Raw genomic sequence first — 14977 nt, 5'->3', positions numbered from 1 at the left:
CCAGAAGAAGCATTCCGCCTAAGGAAACGGCTTGAAATTCATTACACGCCAAAGCACGGAAGCTGGCTGGACATTGCTGAGATTGAATTAAATGTAATGACAAAACAATGCCTATCAAGGAGAATTGAAAGCATTGACAAACTTAAGTCTGAACTCTCTGCATGGGAGTCAGAACGTAACGCAAAGCAGGCAAAGGTTAAGTGGCAATTCACTAATGATAAAGCAAGGATAAAGCTGCTTTCCTTATACCCCAAGCTTGAGTAAATCTCAGGCTTGGAGATTAAATTAATTCTGAACTTGCCACGACACTAGTTATCTTCTATCCATGAGAATACGTGTTTCGGGGGAAATAATAATGACTAGCAAAAAGAAAAATCTTATCTATTTTATTCTTCTTGGAATCTTTATTGTCGTTTTTTTATTTATCAGCATTTTGTATCTTATAAAACGAAATAATTCATCCATAATAATCCAGGGTGATCCTAAAAACATTGTTCTTGAGGACTTTGAAGGTAATCTTGATTTCGTTGCCGTTACAGTAAGTGCTGAAGGCGGCTTTATAACAAACGAAAACGCAATTTCTTTTTCCTTGGATGAAAGGACCTATAACGCACAGCCTCATGACCTTGTTATTGAATTCAAAAATGTTGTTTCTGACTATGGGCAGAACATTTCCGGCAGTATTTCAAGCCCTCAAATGCATTTTACACCCTCCGATTCTGAATCTATCTCGGTCTTTGCTGATGCCATCAGAATAAAAAAAGGTGATCGGTTAACTGAAGGTTATACTGATGAAGCCAGCACAAGCCAGAAAACAGTTATAAATAATACAGAGATTTATATGTCAGGCTTTTCATCTTCTGATTATTTGCACATATGGAATGAATTTCCATTATTTGCAGATTCTAATACTGTTATCAAATTAAAGGGAGAAGTTATTAGCGAAAACGGCGGACAACTTGCTTTGAAAGAAAGCTGCACTTTTACTTTTGATGCACCAAAATGTTTACAAATGACTCTCTCTGATTCTAATGATGATTTTTATTTAAATGGAACAATAACGAAGGCCTTAGGTTATCTCGAAAATGAAAATGCTGATCTTTATTACACATCCGGTGCTTCTCAGAGCAGTTTCTTTTGCGGAAACCAGGATCTGCAAGTAGCAGGAAAAAAATTAAAGTCCACGTATATTTATGGTGCTGATACTGCAGACCTTATAATAAACGGAAAACCTTCCGTAGCAAGGCTCGAGGGCATTGATGTCACAGAAGGTTTTCTACAATATCTGATATCTAATTTTGATTCATTCTTTATGGCATTTTTTGGTGCTCTTTTAGCACTTGTAATTGATAAGACCTTAAAAGATTAAAAACCAAGCTGCTTTAAATTACTTACAAGCTGAACATAAAACTCCCTGACATCAAATCCAGGTATGTTTTCTCTGTTTAGGTCGATCATGTCGCCGTGGGATATACCTCTATTACAAGGCGGATTCAGAAAAGTAAAATTCGATCCCCAGCTAAAAGACTTCTCCCCAACAAGGCCATCATTTCTGCCATCAAAGTACTTAACAAGGTGGTAGGAAAAATTAAGAGGAAATCTTCCGCCAGAAGCCTTTCCCATATAGCTTCCAACGCTCTGGTAATAAACCTTTGGAGAATCTGGAGTTCTATTATTAAATTCTGCACAGGCACTGTGGGTTAGATCAGTTACAGCTTCTATAAAGTTAGGATTTGGATCTCCAATCCTTTTAAGGGCTGAATTATAAGTATTAGCCACTTTATCTTTAAATCCCTGTCCTATCTTATCCAAAAGAAAATCTGCAAACTCACAACCTCTGTGAGGTGTATTGATTGTTGTGAGGCTTGCGACATACTCATCAGCTCCATACCTTGCTATTGCTGCTCTTGTATCAAGACCTCCCTTTGAGTGTGCAATTACATTAACCTTTTCACAGCCTGTTTGCTCTACAATCTGCTTTATCCTGATAGCTATTTCTCTTCCGCACTCTTCTACAGATGCAGCGGACTGCTGATTACCAAAATAAATTGTTGCACCATTTTGCTGAAGTTCCGGTGCAATTCTTCCCCAATAATTTAAAAAAGCAGGCTTAAAATCCCTAAAGAAAACTCCATGAACCATTAGAATTGGATATTTAGTCTGACATATCCTATATGGTGCTCTCTTTTCATTTGTTATGATCTTACTGTTTTCAAACCTAGCTTCTTCTTTGGCAGTTTTAATGATCTTAGGCAAGATGTACAGATCAAAAGGCCATATCCATCCCCAGAAATACACAACTGTCTTGGTTACAATTCCTACCTGAGTCGAATTTCTTATAATGCCAACAACTGAAACAATGTAAAGAATAAAGTTCAAAACACTTGCAAGTAAGGATATTAATAACCACGGAAGAAACTGCCCTTTGAAATCAGGAATAACCCTGTAGGCAAAGTAAATACCACTAGTAATTGGAATAGCGTGTGATAACATCAGATAGGCAAAAAGAAGCCTTGCTGAATTTAATAAATCCTGTAATTTCTTAGTCCTCATATATTATTCCCTCAACTTTTTTCATTATTTTGACTTTTCTCAAATAGAATTTATTATAAATACATTTAGGCTAAATGTATATCATGATTGTTCTAAATATTCTAACAATCAGATTTTGCAAATTGTTTCAAAAAGAAAAAAGAAGCTGACTTAGCAGCTTCTTTTACAAAAAATATATGATAGGTTTTAAGCCCTATTTTGCTTCTCTACAAGGTGGTCTCCGCAATACTTTAAGCGAAGCTTTGGTTTATCTATCTTGCCTGTAGGATTACGAAGAACAGTATCAAAAATTATCTTTCTTGGTCTCTTGTAACGGGGAAGGTCCACGCAGAAAGCTTCAACTTCATCTTCCGAGAGAGTCATTCCCTCTTTTACCTGAATGATGGCAGCTGCAATCTCACCAAGTCGCGGATCAGAAAGACCAATTACTGCGGCATCATGTATTTTATCATTCTTCATAAGGAAATTCTCAATCTGCACAGGATAAAGGTTCTCACCGCCTGATATGATGACGTCCTTTTTACGGTCAACAAGGAAGATAAAGCCATCTTCGTCCTGACGAGCCATATCACCTGTAAAGAGCCATCCATCCTTGAGTATCTCTGCTGTAGCCTCAGGATTTTTGTAATAGCATACCATAACTCCAGGCCCCTTAACACAAAGCTCTCCAATTTCTCCCTTTTCTACAGGCTTTCCTTCTTCATCAACAATCTTTGTTTTCCAGCCATAGCCGGGAACTCCGATTGCTCCAACCTTATCAACATGATCCATTCCAAGATGAACACAGCCAGGTCCAGTTGATTCAGAAAGTCCATAATTGGTGTCATATTTGTGATGAGGAAAATACTCAAGCCAGTGCCTTACTAGTGAAGGCGGAATTGGTTGGGCACCAATATGCATAAGTCGCCACTGGGAAAGCTTATAATCCTCAAGCTTAAGTTTTCCGCTGTCAAGAGCTGCCAGTATATCCTGAGCCCAAGGCACAAGAAGCCAAACTATAGTGCAATGCTCCTCAGAAACAGCCCTGAATATTGATTCTGGGGAATTTCCTTTTAAAAGAACTGCTCTGCTACCTGTAAATAGTGATCCAAACCAGTGCATCTTGGCCCCTGTATGATAAAGAGGCGGAATGCATAAAAAGCAGTCTTCATGATTTGTTTCGTGATGCATAGCCTCCATTTTGGCTGACTGCATAAGAGCTGTATGAATATGCAAAATAGCCTTTGGAAATCCTGTAGTACCAGATGAAAAATAAATAGCTGCATCATCACTATCTTCAAGTAAAACCTTAGGTGCTACAGAAGAAGCGTTGGAAACCTGCCTGAAATAATCCTCTGCATATGATGGGCACTGATCTCCAACATAGTAAAGAAGCATTTCTTTTTTAAGCTTTTGAGCAATATCCTCAATTCTTCCTATAAATTCAGGACCATAGAATAAGACATCAGAATCAGATGCCTTAAGGCAATAATCAATTTCCTCAGAATCAAATCTAAAATTTAAAGGTACAGCCACAGCCCCGGATTTCAGGATTCCAAAATATATAGGAAGCCACTCAAGGCAGTTCATCAAAAGAATAGCGCATTTCTGCCCCTTCTTTATACCTCTTTCCATAAGCATATTTGCAACACGATTTGCCTTCTCATCAAACACAGACCAGGTAATCTGTCTTCTGTAATAAGCTGTGGAGGTTGGCTGTATCAGCTCGTACTCTCTCCAGGTAACTCTCTGCTCCTCTCTGATTTCAGGATTTATCTCAACCAGAGCAGCCTCATCCCCGTAAAGTTTACTATTTCGTTCAAGTAAATCTGTAATTGGCATAAATGTAATCCCCTTCTTGCGTGCTTTAAAGCACTAAAGTAAATTATAAACTATAAATCTCCCTATATCAAGATTTAGCTTGATTTTGTATCTATTTTTTATTATTCTGTTATATAGGTTCACTTTACCACTTTAAATCACAAGCATGTGAAAGTTGACCTAAAAAAGTATTGGTAGGAGGTATTTTTAATGAGTTCTAGCACTAAAAAACAGCTACTATTGGGCAATAAGGCTGTTGCCCGTGGATTATATGAAGCTGGCGTCTGTTTTATTTCAAGTTATCCTGGTACTCCCAGTACAGAAGTAACTGAAGAGGCTGCCAAATATGATGAAATCTACTGTGAGTGGGCTCCCAATGAGAAGGTAGCTATGGAAGCCGCCTTTGGCGCGTCCCTTGCCGGCAAAAGAGCTTTCTGCGCCCAGAAGCATGTTGGTCTTAACGTGGCAGCAGACCCGCTCTATACTATGTCCTACACTGGGGTTAACGCAGGACTTGTAATTGATGTTTCTGATGATGCAGGTATGCATTCATCTCAGAATGAACAGGATTCAAGACACCATGCAATTGCAGCCAAGGTTCCAATGATTGAGCCTTCTGACTCAGAAGAAGCCTTAGAATTTACAAAGCTTGCTTTTGAAATGTCAGAAAAGTTTGATACTCCTGTCCTTCTTAAAATGTGCACAAGAGTTGCACACTCTCAGTCCCTTGTATCTGTTGGCGAGAGATTTGTTCCAGATAAGCCCTATGAAAAAAATATAGCAAAATACGTTATGATGCCCGGAAATGCCAAAAAGCGTCATCCAATCGTAGAACAGCGTACAAAAGACCTTATAGCATATGCAGAAAACTGCCCTTTAAACCGAGTTGAAGAGGTAAAAGGCTCTGAAATTGGAATTATCACATGTTCAACTTCATATCAGTATGTAAAAGAGGTATTTGGAGATACTGTATCTGTACTTAAACTTGGTATGACTAATCCTCTTCCAGAAAAGCTTATAAAAGATTTTGCTTCAAAAGTAGATAAACTCTATGTTGTGGAAGAACTTGATCCTATCATTGAAAATCATGTAAAGGCCCTGGGACTTTCTGTATTTGGAAAAGATACACTTCCAATAGTTGATGAGTTTTCACAAAATCTTATAGCAAAGGCTTTTGGCAAAGACGTAGACAGTTCTTTTACCACGGACTTTGAAATTCCAAACAGGCCTCCTGTAATGTGCGCAGGCTGCCCTCACAGAGGCTTGTTCTACACTCTTAAGAAAAATAACTGTACAGTTTTAGGTGATATTGGATGCTACACTCTTGGCGCTGTTCCTCCTCTTGGAGCAATTGAAATGACCCTTTGCATGGGTGCTTCAATCGGCGCTCTTCACGGTTTTAACAAGGTAAGAGGAGCAGAAAGTGAGCACAAGACCGTTGCTGTAATCGGAGATTCAACCTTTATGCACTCTGGTATGACAGGCCTTGCAAATGTTGCTTACAACCAGTCAAATTCAACAATAGTTATCGTTGATAACTCTATAACTGGAATGACTGGTCATCAGCAGAATCCTACAACTGGCTACAACATAAAAGGGGATCCTGCAGGAAAGATTGATCTTGAAGCTCTCTGCAGAGCAATGGGATTTGAAAGAGTTCGCGTAGTTGACCCCTATAACCTTGAAGAATGTGACAAGGTTTTAAAAGAAGAGCTCTCAGTTGATGCTCCTTCTGTCATTATTTCAAGAAGGCCCTGCGCACTTCTAAAATACGTCAAACATAATCCTCCGCTTTCTGTCAACACAGAAAAATGTGTTGGATGTAAGTCCTGCATGAGAATCGGTTGCCCAGCTATATCAATGAAAAATGGTAAGGCTCACATCGACACAACTCTTTGCGTAGGCTGCAATGTCTGCAGTCAGCTCTGCCCTGTTTCAGCCCTTGCCTAGAGCAAATGGAACTTGGGGACAAAAGTTTAGGGTTCATTTTTAATTCGGAGGAAAAATAAATGGAGACAAAAAATATAATGATCGTAGGTGTCGGAGGTCAAGGGTCACTTCTTGCAAGTAAACTCCTTGGGCACCTTCTCTTATCTCAGGGATATGATGTTAAGGTTTCAGAAGTTCACGGCATGAGCCAGAGAGGCGGAAGCGTTGTAACTTATGTAAGATATGGCGATAAAGTCTACTCTCCTGTCATAGACAAGGGCCAGGCTGACTTCATTGTTTCTTTTGAAGCCTTAGAAGCTGCAAGGTGGCTTCCGTACCTTAAAAAGGACGGACAGATTGTGACAAATACACAGCAGATAGATCCAATGCCAGTTATTACAGGTGCATGTGAGTATCCAGAAAACATAATAGAAAAATTAAAGGCTACAGGAGCCAAAGTTGATGCCCTTGACTGCTTATCTCTTGCTACCAAGGCCGGCTCATCAAAGGCTGTAAATATTGTGCTTCTTGGAAGACTTTCTCACTATTATAATCTGCCAGAAGATGCCTGGATAAAGAGTCTTGAAGCCAATGTTCCGGAAAAGTTTCTTGAAATGAACAAAAAAGCCTTTGAACTTGGCAAAAATCATTCTTAACTGTTGGGGGATAAAAAAATGGAACAATATTTTCAAAAAGAAATTGAGACAGCTCCTGCAGAAGAGCTAAAAAAATTGCAGAGCGAAAAACTAGTAAAGCAGGTAAAAAGAGTTTACGAAAACGTCCCCTATTACCGCAAAAAGATGGAAGAAAAAGGCGTAACTCCCGATGATATCAAGTCAGTTGATGACCTGTATAAACTTCCATTTTTATCTAAAAAAGATTTAAGAGATGCTTATCCTACTGGTCTTCTTGGTGTTCCTCAGTCTGAATGCGTAAGAATCCATTCAACTTCAGGAACAACTGGAAAACGTGTTGTAGCTTTCTACACCCAGCATGATGTTGATCTGTGGGAGGACTGCTGTGCAAGAGCTATTGTGGCAGCAGGTGGAACTAAAGATGATGTGTGCCAGGTTGCATACGGTTTTGGACTTTTTACAGGCGGCGCCGGACTTAACGGAGGCTCTCACAAGGTAGGATGTCTTACAGTTCCCATAAGCTCTGGAAACACAGACAGGCAGATAATGTTCATACAGGATTTAAAAGCCACTATCCTCTGCTGTACTCCAAGCTACGCAGCATATCTTTCTGAGAGATTTAAGGAAGAAGGCTACGGCCCTGAGGATATTCCTCTTAAGGCCGGGATTTTTGGAGCGGAAGCCTGGAGCGAAGAAATGCGTCAGGACATCGAGAAAAATCTTGGCATTAAGGCATATGATATTTATGGCCTGACTGAGCTATCAGGCCCTGGAGTTGCCTTTGAATGTTCTGCTCAGGATGGAATGCATATCAACGAAGACCACTTTATAGCTGAAATCATTGACCCAGACACAGAAGAAGTTCTTCCAGAAGGAAGTCAGGGCGAGCTTGTTTTTACAGCAGTAGACAAGGAAGCCTTCCCTATGATCAGGTACAGAACAAGAGATATCTGTAAGCTCACAAGAGGCAAATGTTCCTGCGGTAGAACCTTTATAAAGATGGCAAAGCCAATGGGAAGAAGCGATGATATGCTTATTGTACGCGGTGTAAACGTATTCCCAAGCCAGATAGAGACAGTTCTTTTAAACAACGGTTATGCTGCTAACTATCAGATTATAGTAGACAGAGAAAACAACACTGACTCCCTTGATGTAAATGTTGAAATGACACCAGAAATGTTCACAGATAATGTTGGTGAAATTGAGGAAAGACAAAAGAAACTTGTAGCAGACATGCACGCTATGCTTGGAATCAAGGTTAAGATTTCTCTTGTTGCTCCAAAGACTATAGAACGAAGTGAAGGTAAGGCTGTAAGAGTTATTGATAAGCGTAAAATATGATATCATAGTGATATAGAACTTCGAAAATGACGTTAGTTCATGGTGTTTTTCGTATATCAAAAAAAGATAACGCAGTTTAAAGAAATCGTTCGGAGGATTTTATGAGTATTAAACAAATATCAGTTTTTCTTGAAAACAGGCCAGGCACCTTAAAAAAGCTAACAAGTGTACTTGCCAAGAACAATATAGATATGCGTGCCACTTCTCTTGCAGAGACTAAGGACTTTGGTATTGCAAGGATCATTGTGGACGACGCCTACGAAGCAGTAAATACATTAAAAGAGAATGATTTTGTAGCAAGTCTTACTTCTGTCCTTGGTGTGGAAATCCCTGACGAAGCTGGCGGACTTGATAAGCTTCTTGATTACTTTGCTGAGGCTGATGTAAATATAGAGTATATGTACGCCTTCCCAAGCCGCAGTGCCGCTTCTCAGGCATACATGATCTTTAGAGTTGCAGATACCAAGGCAGCAGAGGCCAAACTTGCAAATACAGGTCTTAAGCTCCTTTCACAGGAAGATATCGCAAACATTTAATGATATCTATTGTATAAAAATAAATGCAGTCTTTCTAAATGCTGAAACGATCCTTATAAGAGCTGAATAAATAAGTCCAAGCGCATAAACCAGGATCACCGTTCTTTGGTGTTTTATAAACACAATACAAAAAACAGCCAGAAGTATATTTATAATTCCATGAGAAAATTTAAGCTTCCAGGATTTAGAGCCATAGCGCCTTGTTTCCATAACCCTTAAGATTTCAACAAGACCAGCAAATGCATTTATGATAACAAGATAGATCATCACGTACGTTTTGGGTATATCAATAAGTGAGCCAGTAAAAAAGCCGATGTCCAAAAGAAAGACTCCCTTATATAGGGAGAACCTTCCACCCACCATGTGTCTTCCCATGGTAAAAAAGTAAAAAAGCTCTTTTAGCCCTCTAAAAGCGAGACTAAAAGACAAAATAAAGAGCATGAGCAGGTAGCCATCTTGAGGATCAATTATCATATAGATGGCTACTGCTATTGATATAATTCCGAGTACAACATTATTTATCTTTTGGATATTTGTCATAGAAATGCTCCTGTCATTGCCTGATCTTGCTATTTAGCCACTCTCTAATTTTGTCATCATCATCTTCTTTTTCCTGGTACTTGATCTCTTTTGTAAATCCCGCAAGAATATTACCGGACTTAAAAATTTCATTGGTGACCATGGCTTTCTGTGCTATGGCTGCAGTAAAAAACCTGGCTAAAAAGGTTTTATTTTTGTATCTTCTATCAGCCTTTATATATTCATATTGATACCTTTCTATATCAAAATCTGGAATACTCTCCCCTGAAAGCTCCTCTCCAAAGGCTTTCCATTCTTCGCAGGCATTTAACTGCCGTTTTTTCAGGATTTTCACAATTTTTTCCCGATAGGGCTCTATTGCTTCATAGTCATAACGCTCTATGTCAAAAGAAAAAAATCTTCCATTTAGATATTTAAGAGCATAGACCATCTGGGCAAAAGCCTTCAAATAATCAGATGGATTGTCCTTATAGATAAGGCTATAGTCTCCCCAGGCAGGCACATACCTGTATCTGGCAAAAGAATAGTCTGGGAAATGCCCTGCTCTTCCATGCCCAAGGTTCATAATAGAATTTTCATTACTTTGAAAAAGACTGTTTGTATATGCTCCTTTTTCTACGTCATCAGGAGAAGTCGGGTTATGTTTAAATCGTATCTTCCGCTCCCCATCTTCATAATTCTCATAAAAATCACCAGTGATATTATTGATACAAAGTGATGGTGTCCCCGCAAAATACATATGAGCCCAAGTATCCGCAAGAACATGCATAGCTAGGCCAATTGCCTGAAGTGACTTACCCTTGGCAAGCTCAACTGTCTCTTTTACCAGCTCACCATTAGGGCCACATATCAGGCGATACTTATTTAAATACCTTTTTGTCGCCCACTTCTTTTTGGCATAAAGGTCTCTTGGAAGGAAATGAAAAGAAGCCCATATCCTCGTTATGTCTAAAAGAGCAAGGATATCTGTCCTTGAATCCATCATTTCAAGCTGAAGCTGCGTCGTAGCTGCAATCAGAGGAGCCTTTAGTTTTAGTAAAAGAGTCTTAGAGCACAGATCAACAAACTGGGCGCTATAACAGATATCAAGGCTCTCATCATGGCTAAAGCCCGCAAGAAAAGCAGCACAATATGTAGCATAATAGTGGAAGTCTTCCTGCATAAGTTACCCCTCTACTAGTTTTTGGGACTTTTTTATCTTAAAAAGAGTTATCAGAAGATCTGATAAAATAAAGCAAAGCGTAGCATCCAGAATAAATGAGGCTATAACAGTATCATCTATATTATCTGTGTAAAAATTCTGAAATGCACTCCATACAGACATAACAAGAAGTATTACTGTGGCTACAATAAAACGTTTCTTAATCTTTCGTCCGCTTCTAAATCTAAAAGCGCCAATTCCAACATAAAAATGGAATGAAAAGAAAACAAAATATATTAGCACTGTGCTAATTATCAAAATGTATTTTAAGCTTTCATAATCTTCCTTGCTTACTTCAAAAAAATCATACACATTTTCATAGCCAAAGAACATTAACATAAGCATCTTTAAAATCTGCCAGAATATGTACACTATGATAAAACCGCCACTTAGCCTTATATTTGTATAGTATTTTCTTAAATTAGCCTGTAGGTCAATTTCCATAAATGCTCCTGATATTACTTGTTTTCATCAGCATCAGTTTCAGTGTTATCAGAACTATTCATATCATTATTTTCTTTATCTTCATTCTTTTTAACGTTATTCTCTTCCTTACTATCATCATAAAATAGCTGTTCTTTACTTTCAATCTTTTCAGTTACTTTATTTGCAATAACATTGATAGCATCAGAAATTTTATTTTTCTTGCGTGATAATACTACAATTACAATTATTATTACGATAATTACAGCAAGAATAATGCCAATGACTAATCCAATAAACATATAAATTCTTTTCTTAGTAGATTCAAACCTTACGCCAATGGTAAAATCATCACCTTCAACTTCGTATAACCTGTATTTCCCTTTTTCGCCAATACTTGCAAGATCAACTTTATTTCCATTTTCATCTACAAGATAAAGGCTGTACTCAGGAAACAATACGTGGGGTCCAAGTTCTGGCTTAAATCTAATCCGGTGAACCTTATTGCCATCTTCTGGCACTTTAACTGTTATTGTCTCATAATCACTAAATTGAGAAAGGCTTTCTATCCTTTCAGATATAGTGTCTACTGTATAGTTTGCTTTTCTATCAACTTCGAGCTTATCATCTGCTTTAAAGCTACCATCAACAAGGATTTCACCCTGATAAAGATCATCCTGTCCCGATGTAAATACTTCCCCTATAGTAGTTTTATACTTAACGTATCTGGCAGTAACGATCTCGTCGTTTGTAATCTCGTCTATATTTTCTATATCCCAGTCAACGTAGTATCCTTCCCTTTCGTCAACTCGGGGATACTCAGAAAATTCAAGGCTATCGCCATACTTTTTATTGGCTTTTTTTATGATCTTTTTTCCCTTATCTAGTTCGTCATCCTTCAAAACGAAACTAATTGTAAGGCTCTTAAAATCATAAGGTACAGACCTTGCATCATATTCAACAGGATAAGCCTTGGACGCAAAGCTTTTAATATCAACACCAGCAAGTTCATCACTTATAAAAGTATTGTTTCTTACAACTCCCTCATCAGATACATGCCCTGCAATAGCGCCAAAATAGCTTGTTGCATTACATATCTTAACAAGTGACATACAGTCAGAAATATGCATGCCGTCTCCGCAGATACCGCCTATGTATGATGTTCCATCAAGAATCCCACTGGAGGTAGACTCTGTAACATAGGATAAAGATCTGCCGCAGACGCCGCCTGCATACTCACCAGAGCTGGATTTTGGATTTCCCATGTTTGCGCATCCTATGACAGTTCCCATCTCCTGAAGGCCACAGATTCCGCCTACATAGTTCTTTTCAGAGGTTATACTGTTATAGTTCTCGCTATTTCTAATAACACATTTTGTGATATAGGAGGTATTTAGCTTGCTATCCTTTATTCCTGTAATATCACTTTCCATGTCGTAGTCATATTCAATGGCCATGGTACCTGCAATTCCGGCTGTATCAATATCTCCCTCAACCTGTCCATAGTTTACGCACATATCGATAGTGGCATCAGTGCACTCTCTTGCTTCGTCAAAAGAAACATCTTCAAAATTCTGTGTATAGTCCTTCTCAAGGACACCATCTACCGCGTCAGCAAATAGGTTCATGATCACATTAAACTGATCTGACATTTCCTGAAGATCATCTACTATTACACCAGTAGCATTATTCATCTCAGTATTAAGAAGGCCAAAATTATCATTCATCCCTTGCATATTGCTTACAAAAGATGTTGTGCGGGCCTTATATTCATCACTAAACTGAGGAAAAGAGATATTATCTCTTCCAGCAATGTTCTTTAAGATATCCTTGGTGCCGCTTCCAGCAGTCTTTAGCTCATCCATTGCCTTTTCAAAAGAATTCATGGCAACAGCTGCATCTTCACCTGCGTTATCAAAAGCAACAAGTATATCCTGCCTATGCTTTGTTATTACTGTTGTTACAACATCTCTAGCTGCGGTCATATCATCATCGTAATAGCTAATATAGTTATTGGCACCTGAATTGTAGTAGCCAATATGGCTTTCCATACCGGGATTAGGATTTTGCCAGTAATATCTTGCATACTTTTCTGCAGCTAACTTTGCAGCATTTCTTGCAGCTTCGGAAAGAGCGGTGTCGGTTGCATCGGAGGTATTAGGAAAACTAGTTCCGTCACTATATTTATAGCTTCCATCCTGGGCAAATTTCTGCTTATTTAAGATATAGCTAAAGATTGTCTTTTCATCAGGAGTTCCCCCATTTGGATGTTCAGAAGATCCGTCATGAACACCTGTAAAATCAGAATTAGAATAAGACAACTCCCAGCCTGTATAATCCGTCTCAGCGCTTCCATCTGACCTGATAAAATCTACTTTCTTGGAAGTAATCCTGTTTTTTACTCCATCTATACCTCCAGCTCCATTGTAAACATAATAGTTATAAAAAGGCCTGTAGGCTCTATCATACAGCTCTCCGTACTGAACACTACCAGTTTCAAGTAAAGAAGATGCTTCCTCATACTGCTGCTTCTCATCTCCTGTCAGATACTTGTCGACATCAAGATTATCAGCTGCCTCCTTTAGCTCTTTTGCCGTATCACTTCCATAGCCGGCTGCGCTTTCGGTATGATCCAAAACACCGCCCTGTTTGGTAGTCTCATCAAGAACATATTCAACCCTTGAAAAAGCTTCAGAAGTCGCACCGGAGATTCCGTTGGCATAATCTATTGTTCCATTAGCAATATACTTAACATCATTTAAAGCACCCGAAGTAAAATTCTGGATAACTGAAAGCCTTCCAGAAATTACATTGGACTGATTCTTGGTTTCATTAAGGGTCTTGGTTACAATGTCATGAAGCTTACCTATAGCTTCAGAGAGCTGATAGGCAACGTCTGTGCTAAGATCAACTGTAATATAGGGTTCAGCCTGACCTACAATGCCTCCCACATCCTTTCTTCCAAGGATCAAGCCGCTATTTGTACATTTATAAACAAAGCCAGACTGCCTTCCTGCAATTCCGCCTATATTATAACCAACGTGCTCATACCCGACATCACCAGTATTTACGCACCTTGAGATAATACCTATAGAAAGACCTGAAATACCGCCTGCATCAGATACTGTAACATCGGAATTTGCTTCCGTGCTTGTTCCATCAATATTTTTAACAAGGGAAATAACCTTATTAAGAGTACTCATGGCATCAATAGTAATCTTCGTATCAGTATTTGTAGTATTAACAGAAGCGTTATTTACGCAGTCAGTAATATTGCCTATGTTTTCGCCGCAGATACCTCCTGTAAAATGAACCCCGTGAATATATCCAGTACAGGAGCAGTCATCTATAACGCCAGAGAGCTGGTTTATACCGGCAATTCCGCCAACGTAGTCATTGCCAGATATTACACCTGTATAACTGCACTTACTGATAACTCCGCTATTTTCTGCGCAAATTCCTCCCACCATAACCTGCTCACCAGATGGGATTATCGTACCCTTTACATTTAAATTTATTACTACTCCACTTTTTTGAATGTTAGAAAAAAGTCCGCAGTTAGAAATACCTGTTCCAATGTTAAGTCCGCTTATGGTGTGTCCGCCACCATCAAAGAATCCGCCAAATTGAGGAATTCTTGTAAATTCTGTGCCGATAAGGGAAATATCGCTATTTAAAGATACCTTTTTATTAACTGACCAGGTGTCAAGCCTGCAGTTTTCTGCAAATTTCAAAAAATCTTCAGTAGAGCTTATAGTAATTTCTTCAATTTCAAGAGGAATCTGCGCATTAACTTCATCTTTGATGTCCTCATCAACATCTATCTCATTTTCTCTGACTCCTTCCTGAGTTCCTGTACCTACTTCTCCGCTTTCAGAAAGGCCCACACGATTCTTATCCCTAAAGTCGTCAGCAGAAGGAAGTAGGCTTTCACTTTCAGAGTTCTCAGCATATACCAGCATAGCGGGATGAACAAAAAGCATGAAGGCAAATAATAATGCAAATAATCTCTTTTTCAT

At 38.8% G+C, this 14977-nt stretch carries 12 protein-coding genes; 6 read left to right on the top strand and 6 right to left on the bottom strand.

All coding sequences use genetic code 11. The features are described 5' to 3' along the window. The coding region (locus BLO53_RS17280; protein ID WP_176757342.1) for a transposase at window positions 1-264 on the top strand (264 nt) is incomplete at its 5' end. Window positions 265-355: 91 nt separating this feature from the next. Continuing rightward, on the top strand, window positions 356-1369 hold the full coding sequence (locus tag BLO53_RS17275) for a hypothetical protein (RefSeq protein WP_092064495.1): 1014 nt from the start codon (window positions 356-358) through the stop codon (window positions 1367-1369). Here the strand turns inward: BLO53_RS17275 and BLO53_RS17270 are convergent. Continuing rightward, entirely contained in the window at window positions 1366-2553 is a 1188-nt protein-coding gene (locus BLO53_RS17270; RefSeq protein WP_092064492.1) for an esterase/lipase family protein, read from the bottom strand. The two genes, BLO53_RS17275 and BLO53_RS17270, sit on opposite strands and share 4 nt — an antisense overlap. Before the next feature lie 186 nt (window positions 2554-2739). After that, the gene (locus BLO53_RS17265; protein ID WP_092064490.1) at window positions 2740-4374 is read right to left on the bottom strand and encodes a class I adenylate-forming enzyme family protein; all 1635 of its coding nucleotides are present in this window, start codon (window positions 4372-4374) and stop codon (window positions 2740-2742) included. A gap of 189 nt (window positions 4375-4563) precedes the next feature. Between BLO53_RS17265 and iorA the strand changes: the two genes are divergently transcribed. The 4 genes from iorA to BLO53_RS17245 all read left to right on the top strand — a co-directional run bounded on the left by iorA (window position 4564) and on the right by BLO53_RS17245 (window position 8794). After that, window positions 4564-6303 (top strand): indolepyruvate ferredoxin oxidoreductase subunit alpha, encoded by a 1740-nt coding sequence (iorA, locus tag BLO53_RS17260; RefSeq protein ID WP_092064487.1) that lies wholly within the window; start codon window positions 4564-4566, stop codon window positions 6301-6303. 59 nt (window positions 6304-6362) lie between these two features. Beyond that, entirely contained in the window at window positions 6363-6938 is a 576-nt protein-coding gene (locus BLO53_RS17255) for an indolepyruvate oxidoreductase subunit beta (protein ID WP_092064484.1), read from the top strand. A gap of 18 nt (window positions 6939-6956) precedes the next feature. Continuing rightward, entirely contained in the window at window positions 6957-8258 is a 1302-nt protein-coding gene (locus BLO53_RS17250; protein WP_092064481.1) for a phenylacetate--CoA ligase family protein, read from the top strand. A 101-nt stretch (window positions 8259-8359) separates the two neighbouring features. Continuing rightward, window positions 8360-8794 (top strand): ACT domain-containing protein, encoded by a 435-nt coding sequence (locus BLO53_RS17245; protein WP_092064478.1) that lies wholly within the window; start codon window positions 8360-8362, stop codon window positions 8792-8794. Between the two features lie 6 nt (window positions 8795-8800). Here the strand turns inward: BLO53_RS17245 and BLO53_RS17240 are convergent, their stop codons facing one another. The 4 genes from BLO53_RS17240 to BLO53_RS17225 are packed head-to-tail and all read right to left on the bottom strand — an operon-like array spanning window position 8801 to window position 14977. Continuing rightward, the gene (locus tag BLO53_RS17240) at window positions 8801-9334 is read right to left on the bottom strand and encodes a DUF308 domain-containing protein (protein WP_092064475.1); all 534 of its coding nucleotides are present in this window, start codon (window positions 9332-9334) and stop codon (window positions 8801-8803) included. A 13-nt stretch (window positions 9335-9347) separates the two neighbouring features. Continuing rightward, on the bottom strand, window positions 9348-10496 hold the full coding sequence (locus BLO53_RS17235; RefSeq protein ID WP_092064472.1) for a DUF6765 family protein: 1149 nt from the start codon (window positions 10494-10496) through the stop codon (window positions 9348-9350). A 3-nt stretch (window positions 10497-10499) separates the two neighbouring features. Next, entirely contained in the window at window positions 10500-10979 is a 480-nt protein-coding gene (locus BLO53_RS17230) for a hypothetical protein (protein ID WP_092064469.1), read from the bottom strand. Between the two features lie 14 nt (window positions 10980-10993). Continuing rightward, entirely contained in the window at window positions 10994-14977 is a 3984-nt protein-coding gene (locus BLO53_RS17225; RefSeq protein WP_092064466.1) for a hypothetical protein, read from the bottom strand.

Origin of the sequence: Butyrivibrio sp. INlla14, from assembly GCF_900102515.1 — a bacterium.
Taxonomy (GTDB): Bacteria; Bacillota; Clostridia; order Lachnospirales; family Lachnospiraceae; genus Butyrivibrio.
This window is presented reverse-complemented; position numbering and strand designations above follow the sequence as displayed.